This window comes from Lentzea roselyniae (assembly GCF_039537795.1).
GTDB classification, from domain to species: Bacteria; Actinomycetota; Actinomycetes; order Mycobacteriales; family Pseudonocardiaceae; genus Lentzea; species Lentzea atacamensis.
Genome location: NZ_BAABBE010000049.1, coordinates 1 through 19,330, shown reverse-complemented (window position 1 = coordinate 19,330; position 19,330 = coordinate 1). Strand labels below are relative to the sequence as shown.

The 19,330-nt window shown below is 68.6% G+C and carries 8 protein-coding genes and 2 pseudogenes; 6 read left to right on the top strand and 4 right to left on the bottom strand.

What is annotated here, in order from left to right; genetic code table 11:
- The first annotated feature begins 17 nt into the window (after positions 1–17).
- From ABFX45_RS42600 to ABFX45_RS42590, 3 genes are read left to right on the top strand one after another with little or no spacing between them, the layout of a single operon-like run.
- Entirely contained in the window at positions 18–1,673 is a 1,656-nt protein-coding gene (locus tag ABFX45_RS42600) for a PfaD family polyunsaturated fatty acid/polyketide biosynthesis protein (RefSeq protein ID WP_346136706.1), read from the top strand.
- Positions 1,673–7,186, top strand: a complete 5,514-nt coding sequence (locus ABFX45_RS42595; RefSeq protein WP_346136704.1) for an SDR family oxidoreductase — start codon at positions 1,673–1,675, stop codon at positions 7,184–7,186. The genes ABFX45_RS42600 and ABFX45_RS42595 overlap by 1 nt, the downstream gene beginning before the upstream one ends.
- A gap of 8 nt (positions 7,187–7,194) precedes the next feature.
- Positions 7,195–14,223 (top strand): beta-ketoacyl synthase N-terminal-like domain-containing protein, encoded by a 7,029-nt coding sequence (locus ABFX45_RS42590; protein ID WP_346136702.1) that lies wholly within the window; start codon positions 7,195–7,197, stop codon positions 14,221–14,223.
- A gap of 442 nt (positions 14,224–14,665) precedes the next feature.
- On the opposite strand, the gene ABFX45_RS42585 is transcribed toward ABFX45_RS42590, so the two are convergent.
- Positions 14,666–14,893 carry a hypothetical protein gene (locus tag ABFX45_RS42585; protein WP_346136700.1) on the bottom strand — a complete coding sequence of 76 codons (228 nt, stop codon included), beginning with the start codon at positions 14,891–14,893 and terminating at the stop codon, positions 14,666–14,668.
- Between the two features lie 213 nt (positions 14,894–15,106).
- On the opposite strand from ABFX45_RS42585, the gene ABFX45_RS46700 reads away from it, so the two are divergent.
- On the top strand, positions 15,107–15,418 hold the full coding sequence (locus ABFX45_RS46700; protein WP_428834289.1) for an adenylyl-sulfate kinase: 312 nt from the start codon (positions 15,107–15,109) through the stop codon (positions 15,416–15,418).
- 242 nt (positions 15,419–15,660) lie between these two features.
- On the opposite strand, the gene ABFX45_RS42580 is transcribed toward ABFX45_RS46700, so the two are convergent.
- The 3 genes and pseudogenes from ABFX45_RS42580 to ABFX45_RS42570 form a co-directional block, all read right to left on the bottom strand.
- On the bottom strand, positions 15,661–16,029 hold the full coding sequence (locus ABFX45_RS42580) for a hypothetical protein (protein WP_346136698.1): 369 nt from the start codon (positions 16,027–16,029) through the stop codon (positions 15,661–15,663).
- 127 nt (positions 16,030–16,156) lie between these two features.
- The gene (locus tag ABFX45_RS42575; protein ID WP_346136723.1) at positions 16,157–16,294 is read right to left on the bottom strand and encodes a hypothetical protein; all 138 of its coding nucleotides are present in this window, start codon (positions 16,292–16,294) and stop codon (positions 16,157–16,159) included.
- A 301-nt stretch (positions 16,295–16,595) separates the two neighbouring features.
- Positions 16,596–16,766: pseudogene (locus ABFX45_RS42570) on the bottom strand (transposase); the annotation flags it as partial.
- A 299-nt stretch (positions 16,767–17,065) separates the two neighbouring features.
- Here ABFX45_RS42570 and istA point away from each other — a divergent pair.
- Together istA and istB are read left to right on the top strand one after the other, a co-directional pair.
- Positions 17,066–18,313 (top strand): annotated as a pseudogene (istA, locus tag ABFX45_RS42565) (IS21 family transposase).
- Positions 18,313–19,113 carry an IS21-like element helper ATPase IstB gene (istB, locus tag ABFX45_RS42560; protein WP_112232738.1) on the top strand — a complete coding sequence of 267 codons (801 nt, stop codon included), beginning with the start codon at positions 18,313–18,315 and terminating at the stop codon, positions 19,111–19,113. The pseudogene istA and the gene istB overlap by 1 nt, the downstream one beginning before the upstream one ends.
- Positions 19,114–19,330 lie beyond the last annotated feature (217 nt).

Below are 19,330 nucleotides of genomic sequence, written 5' to 3'. Positions count from 1 at the left end.
GTCGAGGAGTGATGCACGTGCCGATCGCTTCGCAACACACGACCGAAGATGACCTCGGAGAGGGGCCACGGCCGGTCGGGAACTGGATCCCCGGCAGTCGGTCGCCGGCGTTCGACACCGCCGGGATCGGCGCGCTTCTGCCACGCTGCCGTGAGCCGCTGCACGTCCTGGCCGGACACCGCGGTGAAGTAGGCGTCGCGGTGGGCGGTGAGGTGCGCGAGGGGACCGGCGGGCCGCACCGAATGCTCGGCAGTCTGCCCGCGTTGTACCCGGAGTGGCTCGGCGACCGGTCGTTCTGCGCCGCGCACGGTGTGCGATTTCCCTACGTCGCGGGAGAGATGGCCAACGGCATCGCCACGACGCGCATGGTGGTCGCGATGGCGAGGGCGGGACTGCTGGGGTTCTTCGGCGCCGGAGGTCTCGGCTTCGAGCGCGTCGAACGCGCCGTCGACGAACTGCGCCGCGAGCTCGGCGGACACGCCAACTGGGGGGCGAACCTGATTCACTCGCCGAACGAGCCGGAGCTGGAGGACCGGATCGCGGATCTGCTGCTACGCGCCGGCGTACCGACGATCTGTGCCTCCGCGTTCGCGGACCTCACGCCCGCGGTGGTGCGGTGCGCCGTCTCCGGGCTCAGGCGGGGGCCGGACGGCCGGATCGTGCGGCGGGTCAGGTTGTTCGCCAAAGTCTCCCGGCCGGAGGTCGCGGCGCGGTTCATGTCTCCAGCGCCCGCTGATCTGCTGGAAACACTGCTCGTACGAGGACAGATCACGCAGGAGGAGAGGGCGCTCGCGGCGCTGGTTCCGGTGGCCGAGGACATCACCGTCGAAGCGGACAGCGGTGGCCATACCGACAACAGGCCACTCGTGTCTCTGCTGCCGACGATCATCCGGCTGCGCAACGACCGCTTGCGGACGTTCGGCGACGCGTGCCACATCCGCGTCGGCGCCGCTGGGGGACTCGGCACTCCGGACGGCGTGGCGGCGGCGTTCGCTCTGGGCGCCGGCTACGTGGTGACCGGCTCCGTCAACCAGGTGGCCGTCGAGTCGGGGATGTCGGAGGAGGCGAAGTCCATGCTCGCCCAGGCCGACATCGCCGACGTGGTCATGGCCCCGGCGGCGGACATGTTCGAGCAGGGGGTGAAGCTCCAGGTGCTGCGCCGCGGCACGATGTTCGCCGGTCGCGCCGCGCTGTTGTACGAGCTCTACCGCGATCACCCGTCGCTGGAGGCCATTCCGGCCGCCGCGAGGAGCAGAGTGGAACGCGACCTCCTGCGCGCGCCGATCGACCAGATCTGGCGGGAGACCGTGGATTTCTGGCAACGCCGCGACCCCCGCGAGATCGGCCGGGCCGAGCACGATCCCAAACACCGCATGGCTCTGGTGTTTCGCTGGTATCTGGGGAACTCGTCGCGGTGGGCCATCGACGGCGAGGCGTCCCGACGGATGGACTACCAGATCTGGTGTGGTCCGGCGATGGGCGCGTTCAACCGCTGGGTCCGGGGCAGCTTCCTCGCGGAGGTGGCGAACCGCACGGTGGTGCAGATCGCGCTCAACCTGCTCGAGGGGGCCGCGGTGCTGACCCGTGCCCACCAGGCACGGTGTTGCGGGGTGCCGGTTCCCGCCGCGTTCTCCTTCGCTCCACGACGCCTCAGCCCGAACGCAGGTGCCTGATGAACCGGACCACTCCCGTCGCCGTCGTCGGACTCGGCGCGTTGACGCCGGGGGCGACGGATGTAGCGGGCTTCTGGCGCACTGTGCTGACCGGCCGGGACCTGATGGGAAGCGTGCCGGAGTCGCGCTGGTTGGTCGAGGACCACTACGACCCGGATCCCGAGGCCGTCGACAAGACCTACGCGCGACGCGGCGCGTTCCTCGACCCGGTGGACTTCGATCCGATGGCGTTCGGGGTGCAGCCCAACGCCGTGCAGGCCACCGACACCACCCAACTGTTGGCGCTGATGGTGGCCGACGCAGTGCTGAGGGACTGCTCGGGCACTGTCGACCGTGATCGTGTCTCCGTGATCCTCGGTTCCGCTCCGTTGGAGTTGTTGTACAACGTGGCGTCGCGGCTGCAGCGCCCGGTGTGGCTGAAATCGTTGCGGGAAGCTGGAATCGGTGAACGCAAGGCCCAGGAGATCTGTGACCGGATCGCCGATCACTACGTCCCGTGGCAGGAGTGCACCTTCCCCGGTCTGCTGTCGAACGTGGTCGCGGGGCGGATCGCGAACCGGTTCGACCTGCACGGCACCAACTACACCGTCGACGCCGCCTGCGCGAGCTCGCTCGCCGCGATCGCCAACGCGGTCGCCGAACTGGCGCTCGGCACCAGTGACCTGGTGATCACCGGTGGTGTGGACACGCTGAACGACATCATGATGTACATGTGCTTCTCCAAAACACCCGCGCTGTCGCCCACCGGCGACTGCCGGCCGTTCGCGGAGGCGGCGGACGGCACGATGCTCGGCGAGGGGCTCGTGATGTTCGCGTTGAAGCGTCTCGACGACGCCGAGCGCGACGGCGACCGGATCTACGCGGTGATCCGTGGCATCGGCACGTCGTCCGACGGCAACGGCACCGCCATCTACGCGCCACTGCCCGCGGGGCAGGCGCGAGCTCTCCGGCAGGCCTACGAGAACGCCGGCTACGGCCCGGACACCGTCGAGCTGGTAGAGGCGCACGGCACCGGCACCACGATCGGTGACGCGGCCGAGTTCGACGCGCTGCGTGAGGTCCTGGCGGAATCGGGCAGGGGGGACCATCAGTGGTGCGCCCTGGGGTCGATCAAGTCGCAGATCGGGCACACCAAGGCCGCTGCCGGTGCGGCGGGCCTGCTCAAAGCGGTACTCGCCGTGCACCACGGGGTTCTGCCGCCGACCATCAAAGTGGACCGGCCCAACCCGCGACTGGAGTTGGAGACCTCGCCGCTCTACCTCAACACCCGGGCGCGGCCGTGGGTGCGCGGCCCGGAACATCCACGTCGCGCATCGGTGTCCAGCTTCGGCTTCGGCGGCAGCAACTTCCACCTGACACTCGAGGAGTACACCGGCGAGCACCGGGCGTGCCGGGTGCGGGCGTTGCCGTCCGAGTTGGTCCTGTTGAGCGCGTCGTCGGTCGACGCGCTGATCTCTTCCGCACGATCGCTGCGCGGTTCGCTCTCGGACATCGCCCGTTGCACGCAGTCGGCGTTCGATCTCTCCGCCCCCGAGCGGCTTGCCGTCGTCGCGGAGGACCTGGCCGACTTTCAGTCCAAAGTGGATCGGTTTGACCGGCACCGGAGTTCGTTGCCCGGAGTGTTCCACGCTTCCGGTTCGGCGCGACCGGGCGCCGTCGCGTTCTTGTTCCCCGGTCAGGGGAGCCAGTACGTCGGCATGGGTGCGGACGTGGCCATGCACTTCCCTCAGTCAGGTGCGGTGTGGGACCGGTTGGCGGAACCGGGCCTGCACCGCACCACCTTTCCGGTTCCGGTGTTCACCGATGAGGAGCGCGCTCGGCAGGAAGAGCTGTTGACCGCGACGGAGCGGGCGCAGCCCGCGCTCGCGCTCGTCAGCCTCGCGCTGCTGGAAGTGCTGGGCACGCTGGGCCTGCGGGCCTCTTGCGCCGCCGGCCACAGCTTGGGTGAGTTGGTGGCGTTGCACTACGCCGGCGTGCTGTCCGAATCCGATCTGGTGGCGCTGACGCGCCGACGTGGCGAGCTGATGCGCGATGCCGCCCAGGTGCCGGGTGCGATGCTGGCGGTCACGGCGTCACGGGACGAGGTTTCCTCGGTGCTGGCCGGGGGCGAGGAGTGGTGGATCGCGAACCACAACTCGCCCACGCAGGTGATCGTCTCCGGGACGATGCGCGGGGTGGCCGCAGCCGAGCGCGCGTTGCACGGCTTCACGACGCGGCGGCTGAACACGGTGACGGCGTTCCACAGCCCGATCGTCGCGGCGGCCGATGCGCCGCTGCTGGAGTATCTCGGCTCGGTCGACGTCCGGTCGCCGTCGTTGCCGGTCTACGGCAACGCGGACGCCGCCGTGTACCCAGCCGCGCCGGACGAGATCCGGCGGAGGATCGCGAGCCATCTCACGTCGCAGGTGCGGTTCGTCGACCAGATCACCGCGATGTACGACGCGGGTGCGCGAACTTTCGTCGAGGTCGGCGCGGGCGCCACGGTGTCGCGCTTGGTGGGGCAGATTCTCGGTGATCGTCCGCACGTCGCCGTGAGCCTGGATCGCAAGGGCTGCAACGGCGTGACCAGTTTGCACGAGGCACTGGGCCGTCTCGCCGTCACCGGGCTGGAGATGGACTTCGCCGCGTTGTGGGCGGACTACGGCCCGGAACCGGAGCTGCAGGCCCCCAAACCGAGGATGACGATGTCGATCTCTGGCGCGAACCACGGCCGTTCCTATCCGCCCGCCCGTGGCGCGGCCGGGCTTCCGCCGCCGAATCCGGACGAGGTGGCGCCTGCCGTTCTCGCCGGCGCCACCGAAGCCGGGTGGCTGGCGACGTTCCAGGAGATGCAGCGGCAGACGGCGGAGGTGCACGCCGCGTACCAGAAGTCGATGACCGAGAGCCATTTGACTTTCCTGCGTGCCACAGAGTTGTCGCTGAGGAGTCTTGGCGGCGAGGAGTTCGCGGAGCAGCCGGTGACCGCTGCTGTGCCACCGCCCGAACCGGTGACTGTCGTCCCGCCGCCGGCCGAGGTGACGCCGCTGCCGCCGCGGTCAGCGGACCCGTGCATGGAGCTGTTGTCGGTGGTCTCGGACAAGACGGGCTATCCGGTCGAGATGCTCGACCTGGGCATGGAGTTGGAGTCGGATCTGGGCATCGACTCGATCAAGCGGGTGGAGATCTTGTCCGCGTTCCGGGAACGGTCCCCAGATCTTCCCGAGGCTGACCTGGCTGAGCTCGGCAAGCTCCGCACTCTCGCAGAGATCGCCGCCATGGTGGGGGGCACGCCGGCCGACGACGTGGCAACCCTTCCGTGCGCCGCTGTACTGACCAGACAGGTCGTGCGGATGACAAGGGGCGAAACCTCCGGGCTGATGATGGCTGGACTGGACGACGGCGAACTGGTCGTTACGGACGACGGCGATGGTGTCGCGGAGCTCGTCGCCGCCCGCCTCGCTGAGCACGGCATCGCGGCGCGTGTGGTGGGGGAGGTGCCCGCTGACGCGTACGGGGTTGTGTTCCTCGGCGGTCTGCGTCCGGTGCGCACGGAGGACGAAGCGCTCGCGGTCAACCACGAGGCCTTCCTGGCGGCCCGTGCGGTCGCGGCGAGTTTTGTCACCAAGCCGGGCGTTTTCGTGACGGTGCAGGACACCGGCGGCGATTTCGGCCTGCGTGGCAGCGCGCCCCTGCGTGCGTGGCTCGGCGGCGTCGCCGGTCTGACCCGCACGGCCGCGCGGGAATGGCCGGGCGTGGCGGTCAAGGCGATCGACTGCGAGCGCGGCGATCGGGACGCGGGCGAGGTCGCGTCCGCGATCGTGCACGAACTGGTCCACGGCGGTCCCACGACCGATGTCGGGTTACGCGCAGATGGTACGCGCTGGACAGTCGGCACCACGATCACACCGGTTGATGCCGCCGCGAGCTCGCGGATCGACTCTGACTCGGTGATCGTCGTGACCGGAGGCGGCCGCGGTGTCACCGCGGCCGCGCTGATCGCACTGGCAGAGACACATCAACCTGGACTTGTCCTGCTGGGACGGACCGTCCTGACCGACGAGGCTCCGGCGCTGCGCGGCATCACGAGCGAGGCGGAGCTGAAACGTGCCCTGGTCGACGACGCCCATCGGCGGACCGGAACCAGGCCCTCGCCCGCCGAAATCGGTGCCGAGGCGGCGCGGCTGCTGGCCGTCCGGGAGGTCCGCAGGACCTTGGCGGCGTTGGAGCAGGCCGGATCGAAGGTTTGGTACATGCCGGTCGACGTCACCGACTTCCGTGCGGTGGCCCGCGCATTGGAGGAGGTCCGTCGGGAATGGGGGCGGATCACCGGCCTGGTGCACGGGGCCGGTGTGGTGGCCGACAAGCGCATCGCCGACAAGACGGACGAGCAGTTCACCCGCGTCTTCGACACGAAGGTAACCGGGTTGCGCTCGTTGCTCGCGGCGACACGTGACGACCCGATCAGCGTGCTCTGCCTGTTCTCGTCGCTGGCTGCCCGGTGCGGCAACGCGGGCCAGAGCGACTACGCGATGGCCAACGAGATCCTCAACCAGGTCGGATGCGCGGAGCAGACGAAGAACCCCGGCCTGCTCGTCCGGTCGATCGGGTGGGGTGCCTGGGAAGGAGGCATGGTGACTCCCTCGCTGGCGCGGCACTTCGGCGACGCGGGCGTGGGTTTGATTCCCCTCGACGAGGGCGCCGCCGCATTCGTCGGGGAGCTCGCCGGGCCACCAGGCGTCGTTCAGGTGGTCATTGCGCCGGAGAGCACGGACTCGCCGGGCGGCGAGGATCACGTGGCCCGCGTCGCGCAGGTCGTCGTGAGTGGGCGAACTCATCCGCATCTCGCCGACCACCAGGTCGCCGGGAAACCGGTGCTGCCCGTCGCGCTGGCGTTGGAGTGGCTCACCTCCTTGGTCGCGGATTCGCCCGGACCACTGGCGTTGCGTGACATCGCGGTCCTGCGCAAGATCACACTGCCGGGTCTCGGCTCGGCCGGGCACAGAATCGGAGTGCGCCTCGATTCTGGTGGGCTGCATCTGACCGGCGACAATGGTCTTGCTCACTACCGGGCACAGGTTGCCCCAGTCACCGGTCCGTCGAGCTGGGACGCTCCACTGGCCGATGTCACCAAGCAGGTGGTCTACGACGGTGACCTGCTGTTCCACGGGCCGCGTTTTCAGTCGATCCGGGAACTGCGCCAGATCACCGACTCCGGCGCGTCCGCCCTGGTCTGCGGAGCACGCGGACTCGAATGGGCCGGAGCACACTGGCGGACCGACCCGGCCGCCGTGGACGCCTGCCTGCAATTGGCGGTGCTGTGGAGCCACCGGCTGTTGCGCGCCGCGTCGCTTCCCATGGGGATTCGTGAGTTCCGGCTGCACCGGCCGGGCCTGATCGACGGCGTCGTGAACTGCGTACTGCGCGCTGGATCTGTGCGGGAGTCTCGCGCCGAATGCGATGTCGCGCTCATCGACCTCGACGGTTCGGTGCGAGCCGAACTGCTCGGCGTGTCCGTCATCCGACGACCACGGTGAGGGGAAACGTGTTCGAACCGATCGCGATCGTCGGCCGGGGCGCCGTGCTCCCGGACGCACTCACTCCCGATGCCTTGTGGGACAACCTCGCCGCGGGTCGATCCAGTTTGTCGACCGTTCCGGATGGACGGTGGCGACTGTCGCACCGGTGGGCTGTCGGCACACCCGAGGACGGTGTGGACCGCACCTGGACCGACATCGGCGGCTACGTGCGCGACTTCCCGCTCGACGGCAGCGGGCTCGACCCGTCGTTCCAGTGGGTGCTGCACGGGGCTCGGGAGGCGTTGCGGGAGGCCGACGCCGACACGTCGGTCACGCGGTGCGGGCTGGTGCTCGGCAACTTGTCCCTTCCGACGGTGGGCCTGTGCCGTTACGCGGAACAGGTGTGGCTCGGCAGGGCGGGCGAGATCGACCCGCGCAACCGTTTCTCCTCCGGCCTGCCCGCGCACCTCGCCGCGGCCGAACTCGGCCTGGAGGCAGGGGCGTTCGCACTGGACGCCGCCTGCGCTTCGTCGTTGTACGCCATGAAGCTGGCGTGCGACCGGCTTCATGACGGCTCCGCCGAACTGATGCTGGCGGGAGGAGTCAACTGCGCGGACGACCTGTTCATCCACATCGGGTTCTGCGCGCTCAACGCGATGAGCCCGACTGGGCGCAGCAGACCGTTCCACCGCCACGCCGACGGCCTGGTGCCCGCGGAGGGCGCGGCTTTCGTCGCGCTGATGCGGCTTGCCGACGCCGTCTCGTCCGGCCGGAGGATACTGGCGGTGATCCGTGGTATCGGTCTGTCCAACGACGGGCGCACCGGCGGCCCTCTGACACCGGCGGAGGAAGGCCAGCTGCGGGCGATGCGCGAGGCCTACCTGATGTCCGGCGTGGCTCCGGAAACGGTGTCCCTTGTGGAGTGTCATGCGACCGGAACGCCGGTCGGGGACGCGGTGGAGATACACAGCATGGCGAACGTTTTCGTGGATGCACATGACCTGCCCGTCGGCTCCGTGAAGTCCAATGTCGGTCACCTGATCACGGCGGCGGGAGCCGCAGGCGTGCTCAAGGTGATCGGAGCCATGCAGGCCGGAGTTCGCCCCGCCACGTTGTACGCCGACGAACCACTGCGCGCGTCGGAGGGTACGCCGATGCGCGTGTTGCAGGAGGCGGAGGAGTGGCCGGGCCCGCGCCGCGCCGCGGTGAGCGCTTTCGGGTTCGGTGGGACCAACGCCCATCTGATCATGGACGAGTGGACCGGAGATCAGGTCCCAGCGGTACAGCCGCCACCGCCACCGTTCGAGCGAGATCAGGTCGCCGTTGTCGCGTTGAGCGCACGTGTGGGTGACTGTCACACGACGCATGAGTTCGAGCGGGCCGTGCTCCAAGGCATCCCGGTGTCGCCGAGATGTGAACAGGTCCGGGTCGAACTGGAAGGTCTTCGGTTTCCCCCCAACGATCTGCCCAGCACCCTTGCCCAGCAGTTGCTGATCATGCAGGCGGCCAGGGAAGCGGCCGACGGCGTGCGGTTGCCGCGCGAGCGCACGATGGTGCTGGTCGGCATGGGCTGTGATCCGGGGGCCGCCCGCTACGGCGCACGCTGGCGCGTCGCGTCGTGGTTGCAGGAACAGATCCACGACGCCGCCGACGATTCCGAGGAACTCGCCCGGTTCCGCAATGCGTTCGCGCCCGCCCTCACCTCCTCGGGGGTGCTGGGAACGATGCCCAACATGGTCGCGAACCGGATCAACGCGCAACTCGACCTGGCCGGACCCGGCTACGCCGTGTCCGCCGAGGAGGCGTCCGGGGTCGTCGCGCTTCGCCTGGCGGCTCGCGCCATCGCCGCGGGTGAAGCAGACGCCGCGGTCGTCGGCGCGGTCGACCTGTCCGGCGAACCCGTACACCAGGCGGCGCTGGAGGGCCTCGGCCGGTGGCGCGAGCCGGGGGATGCGGCGATCGCGTTGGTGCTCAAGCGGTTGAGCGATGCACACGCCGACGGCGACCAGGTGATCGCCGTCCTCGACGACGATCCCGGCGGTGAGGCGGACCTGTTGATCGGCGCAGCCGACCTCGGCTTCGACCCGAGTGCGCTGTTCGGCAGCGCCCACGCCGCGGTGGGACTGCTGGGGGTCGCGTGTGCCGCGGTCGCGCTCCACCGGCGCGTGGTTCCCAGGGCCGGTGCGCCGGCCGTGCCCGCGTTGGAGCACCAGACCGCGCAGGTAGTTGTCACGCCTCTCGGTGCGCCACCTGTCAGCGTGCGGCTCAAGACGGGGGAGTGCCGGGGACTGCTCCTCGAATCCGCCCCCCGCCCACATGTCTACTCAGGTGCCGGCCTGTCAGACGTGTTGACCGCCATGGACACGGGCCGCGAGTCGGACACCGGCCCCGCCCGTCTCGTGCTCCTCGCATCGAGTCCGGCTCAGCATGCCGAGCGCGCCGAGGCCGCGCGCCAGTGGCTGAACGGCAACGGTATTCGTCCCGAGGGTGTGGCGTTCCGCGCCACCCCGGTCGACGGGGAGCTGAGTTTCGTCTACACCAACGGGTCCGCGTGCTACCCGGACATGGGCCGCGAGCTGATGCTGGCCTTTCCGGACGTGCTGGCGGAGATCTCCGGACGCTGCGGTGACCTGTCGACGCTGGTCGGCTGGGCGTACCGAGGCGAGCGGCCGGGCACCGTCCTCGACCAGATCTGGGGCGGCTCCGTGCTGGGCCAGCTGCACACCGGCATCACGCGCGACCTGCTGGGCCTGAGTCCGACGGCAGTGCTGGCGTACTCGTCGGGCGAGTCCACATCGCTGGTCGCCATGGGTGCGTGGCGTGATGTCAGGGAACTCGTCAAGGATGCGAGTGACTCGGCGCTGTTCCGCACGGATCTGGCGGGCCCGATCGTGGCCGTGCGGCGTGTGTGGCAGCGCGCGGGAATCCGCGGTGAACGCTGGCTCAGCTACCTGGTCGTCGCGCCGGTCGACGAGGTCCGCGCCGCGACAGCGGACGAACCCGCCGTGCATCTCATGGTGGTCAACTCACCCGGCTCGTGCGTGGTCGGCGGTGAAGCCGAGGCGTGCCGACGGGTGCTGGCCGGCTTCGGCAACGCCATTCTGATCGACCACGACATCGCGGTGCACGCGCCGGAGGTCGACGAGGTACGCGAGGACTGGTGGCGGCTGCACCGCCGCCCGACGCACGAGGTACCGGGCGTGCGGTTCTACTCGGGTGCCACCGGCGAGTCCTACGTTCCGACTCCGGAGGCGTGCGCCGACGCGATCACCGCGCAGGCACTCGGCACCGTGGACTTCGTCCGCGTCGTCGAGAACGCCTGGCGCGACGGTGTCCGCGTCTTCGTCGAGCACGGGCCTCGTGGCCTGTGCACAGGCTGGATCCAGCGCATCCTGGGAGATCGCGAGCACGTCGCGGTCGCACTGGATGCCACCGACGGCCGTGCCGTACGCCAGTTCACCCACGCGATCACGGATCTCATGGCGGCCGGCGTGCCGCTGGACGCCGAGCGGTTCTTCGGTCATCTGGCCACAATCGGCCCGCACGGCACCGACGACGTCCCACACGTGCTGTTGCCTGCGCACCTGCCGCCGATCGCACTGCCCGACCCCGCGCAGCGCGTCCGGGAGATGCCGAACGCACCCCTGCTTTGCCCTCCGGTGCCGCCACTCGCCACCCGGCCGCCAGGGCGTGCTGATCGGCCCGCGCGAGACGTCGCGCGCGCCGCGTCAGTCATGGATCGGCAACGCATCCTGAACGCCACCCACGCCGAGTTCCTGGGTGCCCAGGCGGCCGTGCACGAACGGTTCCTGCACATGCGCGGAGTGGCTGCGGCCCAGTTGCGGCGTGCCCACACCGCAAGCTCGGGTGAGGGTCGCACGGGGGATGGCCAGGCTTCTGTTCTCCGAGAGGACACCGGCAGATCCGGAGAGGTGATCATGCGGCCTGTGGAAAGCACGAGACCGGGGCCCAAGTTCGACCGAGGGCAGCTGGAGCACCTGGCCGAGGGCAAGATCTCGGAGCTGTTCGGCGAGCTGTTCGCGGAGCAGGACCGCCATGAACGTCAGACCCGCATGCCGAAGCCGCCAATGCTCCTGGCCGACCGGGTCACCGGCATCGACGCGGTCCCGGCGAGCATGGGCGTCGGCACCATCTGGACCGAGACCGACGTGAGGACCGACTCCTGGTACCTCGATCCAGCCCACCGGATGCCCGCGGGCTTCATGGTCGAGGCCGGACAGGCCGACCTGCTGCTGATCAGCTGGCTGGGTGCCGACCTGCGCAACACCGGTGAACGCGTCTACCGCCTGCTGGGTTGTGAGCTCACCTACCACGGCGAGCTGCCGCTCCCCGGCGACACGCTCCACTACGAGATCACCATCGACGGTCATGGTGAGCACGACGGCGTACGCCTGTTCTTCTTCCGCTATGACTGCTACATCGACGGCGAACTGCGCCTGTCCGTCCGAAGTGGACAGGCAGGGTTCTTCACCGACGACGAGCTCGCGAACAGCGACGGCGTCGTCTGGGACCGGCCCGCGCTGCGAGGCGCACGACTGCAAGCGCGAGAAGCACCGCCGTGGCACATGCGAACCCCGGACATGGGGCCGGTCAAGCTGTACGAACACGTCAGCGAGCTGCGCGAGGGCTACATCCGCACCGAGCTTCCGATCAGCCCGGACGACTGGTTCTTCGAAGGCCACTTCAAGAACGACCCGTGCATGCCGGGCACGCTGATGTTCGAGGGCTGTCTGCAATCCATGGCCCGGTACATGACGGCGAAGGGGCACACGAGAAACAAGGACGGCTGGCGCTTCGAACCCGTCCGCGGACGGACGATCCCGATGCGGTGCCGGCGCCAGGTCACGCCGAGCAGCAAGATCCTCACCTACGAGGTCTTCGTGAGGGAGGAAACCGAGGACACGCTGACCGCCGACGTGCTGTGCACGGTTGACGGTGTCAAAGCGTTCCTGGCTGAGGGCGTCGGCCTCACCACGGTCCCGGACTGGCCGTACCCGAAGCGTACGACGCCGTTCGAGTTTGACCGCGAGTCGCTGATGGCCTGCGCCCTGGGCAGAATGAGCGATGGCTTGGGCCCGAGCTATGCGGTGTTCGACGGCAGTCGCAGGTGTGCGAGACTGCCTGGACCGCCGTACCACTTCATGACCGGCATCCGGGAGGTGGGCGGCCCGCAGAACGGCATGCGGATCGGCAGCCACGTCGTCGCCGAGTACGACGTGCCGGAGGACGCCTGGTACTTCGAGCACAACAACGGGATCATGCCGTTCGGTGTGCTGATGGAGGTCGCGCTGCAGCCGTGCGGCTGGCTTGCCAGCTACGCCGGTTGCCCGCTCACCTTCGACAAGGACATGTTGTTCCGAAACCTCGACGGCACGGGCACTGTCCACCGAAGCGTCACCCCCCAGACGAGGAAACTCACGACCCGCAGCACACTGACGCAGGTTTCCGGATCGGCTGGAATGATGATCGTGAGGTTCGACGTCGTCTGCGAGGCAGATGGTGAACCGCTCTTCGCGCTGACGGCCACCTTCGGTTACTTCCCGCCGGAGGCGTTCGGCAACCAGGTCGGCCTGCCACCGTCCCGGGAAGAGCGTGCGGCGATCGAAGCACCGAGCACGTTCCACGAGGACGTTCCCCGGTCCATGCTCACGATGATCGACCGTGTCACCGGATATTGGCCGGACGGGGGAAAGGCCGGGCTTGGGCGCCTGCGCGGTGAGAAGGACGTGAACCCGAGCGACTGGTTCTTCAAGGCACACTTCTTCGACGACCCCGTGCAGCCCGGATCCCTCGGCGTCGAAGCGATGGTGCAACTGCTCGGGTTCCACCTGGAACGACAGGGGCTCGGCAACGTCCGGCTTCGCGACGAACGTGAGGTCACCTGGAAGTACCGGGGTCAGGTCACGCCGGAGGACACGCTCATCCGGATCGATCTGGAGATCACCGGCCGCACCGAGAAAGGTGCGACCGCCGAAGCCTGGCTCTGGGTCGATGACAAGCGCATCTACCACGTCGAGAACCTCGAGGTCGTCGGCGACCGGATCATCGACCTCGAACGCGACAGCTGGCTCAAGGACCACTGTCCGACGTGGACGGTGCCGGCGCTGCCGATGATGTCGACGGTCGACCTGCTCGCGGGCGACGCCGCGGCGCTACGTGATGTCGAGCTGCACCGCTGGGTCCCGGTCGGCGGACCAGTCATGATCACCGAGGAACGTGAAGGGGACCACGTCAGCCTCCTCGCGGACGGTCAGTGCTTCGCCACGGCGAGGCGTGGAACGCCCGGCCCGCGTCCCGCGCCGTTCCCGGAGGTCGAGACCGAGCTGCAACCCGACCCGTACGAGGCCGGGATCCTGTTCCACGGCCCCGCCTTTCAGTACCTCACCGAACTGCGGGTCGGCCCAGACGGCGCCAGCGCCACGCTCGATGCCGGCAAGGGCACGGTACCGAGAGGCAACCTCCACCAGGGGCTCCTGGACGCTGCGATGCACGTCCTCCCCCACGACAGGTATCCCGACAGGGTGGGCTTCCCGCACCGGGTCGTGTGGCTCGAGATCTACGAGCCGCTGCCGGACAGTGGACCGGTACGGGTCGAAGCGCGCTGGGGTGACGTCGAACCGATCTTCGACGTCCAGCTCCAGCACGACGACAGGGTGCTCGTGGCGTTCCGTCTCGTCGACGTCCTGCTGCCCAAGGGGCGGCTGGGCAGCGCCGAACCGCACCTGCGGCGCAGGTTTCTCCGCGACCGGCAGTACGCCGGCGGGCTCGGGCTCTCCACCACCGACCAGAGCAGAACGACGATCACAGCAGCCGACGTCGACCGGTGTGACTGGCTGCCCGGCACAGTCGCCGCAGCGTACGGACTTCCGAGCAAGGCAACAGGTCTGGAACGTCTGATGCTGATCGCAGCACGTGATCACATCGGTCGACGCATCGGTGTTCATCCATCCGTTGTGGACCTGGACGACCACTGCCTCGTGATCGAGACCCGCGACGACGAAGTGGTTGTGCGGGACGGTGAAGGCTGCAGCTGATGGAAGGCGGACAGTTCCGCGCAGATGCGGCTTCGTCCTCGGAGTGCGGCGGCGGCCGACACGGGCACTTGTCGCGCTGGCGGCGGTGTTGCCGCGAGGGTCGCGACGTCACATGCCTACGCAGTTCATCCACAGATCAGATGCCGCACCCAGGTAAACCTGACATTGACGCAAGAGGTGTGGTGACTGAGGAACGGACCGAGCCGCCAGTAGCGCGCTGGGTCTCGATCCGGCTCGTCAGCGCCAAGCCGGTGACGTACCGGTCGCCCCGCACCTCGTCCAGCAGCTCGGTCTTGGCGACGACCTGGTCGCGAAGGTGGATCAGATGCACCGCATCTTTCGTTCCCGGCGCCGCAGGGGAAAACGCTCGGACGTGCCCGCGATCCGCAAAGGCCGGCGGGCACGTCCCAGGTCAGCTCACTTCCGCACGAAGTGGCGTCTGTCAGCCGAGCCCGATCCCACCGAGGAGGTCGGGGACCAGACCGCAGTCGGTGACGAGGCTTCCGTCGCTACCGAGCAGCCCGGTGTCGAGAAGTCCGGTGTCGCAGGCCTCAACGGTCGGCTCCCCGCGGTCCGCACCGATGGCGGCGTTGGCCGTGGCCGCGGTGCCCGTCGCAAGGCACACGACGGCGGCGCCGGCGGCGAGGACTGTGGCGATGCGATGACGCATGAACTCTCCAGATGTCGAAGTGGACGAAGATTGCAATGGCAGCACCAAAAGGGCTGTCTCGCAGGACTATTCCGGCCGAGTCGGCGAAGAATCATCCGATCGTGCGCCACCCTCGCCCGCGGCGTGGCCGATGGAACGAACAGTCGTCCTGCCGCCGGGGCGCGGAGCGGTACGGGTGAGGGCGCCGCGGAGTAGCTGCCGGCACGCAACCACGTGATCGTCCTGGTCCCGGTGATCGCGCCCTACCGCGACAGCCGGCGGGCGGTGCGCAGACGACACGAACGCTGCGGCGTGACGTACCTGGAGGTGCACGTCGCCGCACCGGTCGAGGTGTGTGCCGAGCGGGATGGGAAGGGTCTCCACGGCCGGCAGCACGCCTGCCGGAGCGGGGCTCACCGGTGTGGACGCTCCCTACGAGCGTCCCGAGCCACCCGGCCTGCGGATCGATACCGATCGCCAGGGCGTGGCGGAATCCGTTGCGGCACTTCGCGGGCTGTACCCGCCGTTGAATCTGATACTTCGTGATCGGTATCAGCCAGTGGGTCGAGCGTCGGTGTGCGGTGGTCATCGAGCGCTGTGGCCGTCCGGTGGCGCGGGCGTGGGGCGTGGCGAGAGCAGCGCCGAGAAATGCCGGAAGTGGACCGACTGGGAGGGGATGTCGTACCGCGGGAGCTCATCAGCGCGATCGACAACGACAGCAGCGGTGTGGACGACGTGTTCAAGGGGCTCCTGGGTAGACGCGGCGGGGCAACGCCAACCTCACCAGTTCACGTTTCGCGGGAAGGTCGGGCCGGCCTGACGGATCGGCGAGGCGAACATGAGCGTGCCCATTTCCACCGCCCGGACACCGCCTTGCAGATAGAGTTCGCACGCAGCGCGACCCCAGGCAGGTTTTCGGGGCTGAAGTGCGGAAGCAACGCTCCGGCGTCGAGGTACACGGCGTAATAGCCCGATGGCAGCATCACCGGCATACCGACGTTGTACAACACGTCCGCGAACCACGCCGCTACAGTTTTTCTGTGCGCAAGATGGTCCGGATCGGTCGGCTCCGCCAGGCCGATGGCCAGAACGTCGAGGTTCCGGCCGGCGAGGCCGCCGTAGGCGGTGAACCCTTCAGCGGCGACAAGCAGTTCCATGCACCGTTGCGCCAGTGGGTCGTCGTCGAGGGCGAGACCCCCCGATGTAGCTGAAGGCATCCTTCTTCATCGAGCACCAAGCGCCGTCGGCCAGTCGGAACAGTTCCTCGGCGACTGAGCATGGTGTTCACCCACACCGGAACTGGTCACGCCGGATGACCAGGTAGGCGTTCTCGGCGAATCGCGCCGCGTCCAACAGCAGTCGGGCGGCCAGGCGGCCGTCGAAGGCGATCTCGAACGCGTTGAGTGCGGGTTTCCAATGCATGGTCCAGCGTTTACGGCCGGTGCCGGTCGGGTCCAGGTGCAGCGGCCGGAGACACGGAGTTGTTCCGTACCGGGTTTGATGGAGACCATCAAACCCGGATGATGAGGAGCAATGGCCCCACGGAAGAAGTACCCAGTCGAGCTGCGTGAGCGGGTGACCCGGATGGCTGTAGAGGCCCGTCGAATCCCGCCAGGCTGGTACCCGGTGAGGCCGCACATCAGGACAGGCCACCAGCACATCCGCTGAGGCAGCGAAGAAACGAGCGAGCCTCGCCGGGGCATCACTATCGTGACATTGACGCGAAGAAAGCGGACGCGGATTTCAGGATCGCGTTGGCACGGCGCAGTTCCTGGTTCTCCCGCTCGAGCTGTGCGATCCGCTCCGCATCGCTCGACGTCGTGCCCGTCCGGTCCCCGGCGTCGATCTCCGAGCGCTTGACCCAGGTCCGCAGCGCCTCGGGGTGGATCCCCAGTTGCTCAGTGCGCCTTGGAGCACCGTCTACGGCCCACTGCTTGATGTCCTGGCGCTCACCGGCGTGTTGTTGTCTTCCGTCAACGTCATGGTCCTGCCGGGTGACAGAGCCTGCGGCCCCGCCACCCTGCCAGGCCACGAGAGCAACTCAGGTGCTGTGAGGATGCAAATCGGTGGGTCGGCTTGGGCGCTGGATCTCGTGCTTGACGCTGGGCACGGGAAGGGCGACCGTGTGTCGGCGACGCGTGAAAGCTGACCCCCTACCGACGGGTGAAAACGGACCCCCGTCGACAGTAGGGAGTGCTCAACGTGGAGGACTGGGCGGAGATCCGCTGTCTACGCCGGGCTGAGGGGATGCCGATCAAGGCGATCGTCCGTCAGCTCGGTATCAGCAGGAACACCGTGCGGCGGGCGCTGGCCGCCGACGCGCCGCCGCGGTATCAGCGGCCGGCCAAGGGCTCGATCGTGGACGCGGTCGAGCCGCAGATCCGGGCACTGCTGGCGTAGTGGCCGACCATGCCCACGACCGTGATCGCGGAACGGATCGGCTGGAGCAGGTCGATGACCGTGCTCAAGGACAGGGTGCGGGAGCTGCGGCCGCTGTTCGTCCCGCAGGACCCGGCCAGCCGGACCGAGTATCAGCCTGGCGAGCTCGCGCAGTGCGACCTGTGGTTCCCGCCGGTCGACATCCCGCTCGGGTTCGAGCAGGCCGGTCGGCCGCCGGTACTGGTCATGGTGTCGGGCTACTCGCGGGTGATCGGCGCGCGGATGATCCCGTCGCGGCAGAGCCCGGACCTGCTGGCCGGGCACTGGGCGGTGATCAGCGGCTGGGGCCGGGTGCCTCGGGCGCTCGTGTGGGACAACGAGTCCGCGGTCGGGCAGTGGCGGGCGGGCCGGCCGCAGCTGACCGAGGCGATGAACGCCTTCCGCGGCACGCTCGGGATCAAGGTCATCCAGTGTCGTCCGGCCGATCCGGAGGCCAAGGGCCTGGTCGAGCGGGCCAACGGCTATCTGGAGACCTCATTCCTGCCCGGCCGCGGTTTCACCAGTCCGGCCGACTTCAACGCCCAGCTTGCCGAGTGGCTGGTCCGCGCCAATCAGCGCCAGCACCGCAGGCTCGGCTGCCGTCCGATCGAGCGGTGGGAGGCGGACAAGGCGTCGATGCTCGAGTTGCCGCCGGTCGCTCCGGTGACCGGGTGGCGGCTGACGACCCGGCTGCCGCGCGATCACTACGTGCGGGTCGATTCCAACGACTACTCGGTGCATCCGGCCGCGGTCGGCCGGCGGGTCGAGGTCGTCGCTGATCTCGAGCAGGTGGTCGTGACCTTGCAGGGCGCGGTGGTGGCTCGGCACGAGCGCTGCTGGGCTGATCATCAGAGCATCACCGACCCGCTGCATGCGGTTGCGGCCAGTGAGCTGCGGCAGGCACGCCGTCTGGTCGCGGTCCCGGCCATCGACACCGATGTCGAGCACCGCAGCCTGGCCGACTACGACCGCATGTTCGACCTCGGCAACGAGGACCTGCCCGGCAGCGAGGAGATCGCCTGATGACCGCCAAGACCACGAACACCAAGGGCCGAAACGTTTCCAGCGAGATCGCCTACCTCACTCGGGCACTCAAAGCGCCCTCATTGGCAGGCGCGGTCGAGCGGCTGGCCGAGCGGGCGCGGGCGGAGTCATGGACGCATGAGGAGTTCCTGGCGGCCTGCCTGCAGCGCGAGGTCGCCGCCCGCGAGTCCCACGGCGGCGAGGGCCGCATCCGCGCCGCGCGGTTCCCGTCACGCAAGTCGTTGGAGGAGTTCGACTTCGACCACCAGCGCTCGCTCAAGCGCGAGGCCATCACGCACCTCGGCACGCTGGACTTCGTTGCGGGCAAAGAGAATGTGGTGTTCCTCGGCCCGCCCGGAACCGGCAAGACCCACCTCTCGATCGGGCTCGGGATCCGCGCCTGCCAGGCCGGGCACCGGGTCGCGTTCGCCACCGCCGCCGAGTGGGTCGCCCGCCTCGCCGAGGCGCACCAGGCCGGCCGTCTGCAGCAGGAGCTGGTCAAGCTGGGCCGGATTCCGCTGATCATCGTGGACGAGGTCGGCTACATCCCGTTCGAGGCCGAAACCGCGAACCTGTTCTTCCAGCTCGTCTCGTCCCGCTACGAGCGAGCCAGCCTGATCGTCACCAGCAACAAGCCGTTCGGCCGCTGGGGCGAGGTCTTCGGCGACGACGTGGTCGCCGCCGCGATGATCGACCGCCTCGTCCACCACGCCGAGGTCATCTCGATGAAGGGAGACAGCTACCGCCTCAAAGACCGCGACCTCGGCCGAGTCCCACCGGCCAGCAAGACCAACGACTAAAGATCAACCACCACCAAGGGGGTCCATTTTCATCCGTCGCGAAGGGGTCAAGATTCGCGCGCCGTTGACACCGTGATGACACAGGGCTGTAATGACGTGATCTCAACGAGTTTCAGGTGAGCCGTCCGTACTCGAAATGGGTGAGTACGAGTGCGGCTTTGACGATGTGGCCGATCTTGCGTGGGCTGGTGGTGAAGTGCCGCAGGGCGCGCCAGCG

Coding starts and splice junctions, on each gene's coding strand:
- istB (WP_112232738.1), top strand. CDS start 18,313: ATGACCGCCAAGACCACGAACACCAAGGGCCGAAACGTTTCCAGCGAG.
- ABFX45_RS42595 (WP_346136704.1), top strand. CDS start 1,673: ATGAACCGGACCACTCCCGTCGCCGTCGTCGGACTCGGCGCGTTGACG.
- ABFX45_RS42585 (WP_346136700.1), bottom strand. CDS start 14,893: ATGCGTCATCGCATCGCCACAGTCCTCGCCGCCGGCGCCGCCGTCGTG.
- ABFX45_RS42575 (WP_346136723.1), bottom strand. CDS start 16,294: ATGCATTGGAAACCCGCACTCAACGCGTTCGAGATCGCCTTCGACGGC.
- ABFX45_RS42580 (WP_346136698.1), bottom strand. CDS start 16,029: ATGGAACTGCTTGTCGCCGCTGAAGGGTTCACCGCCTACGGCGGCCTC.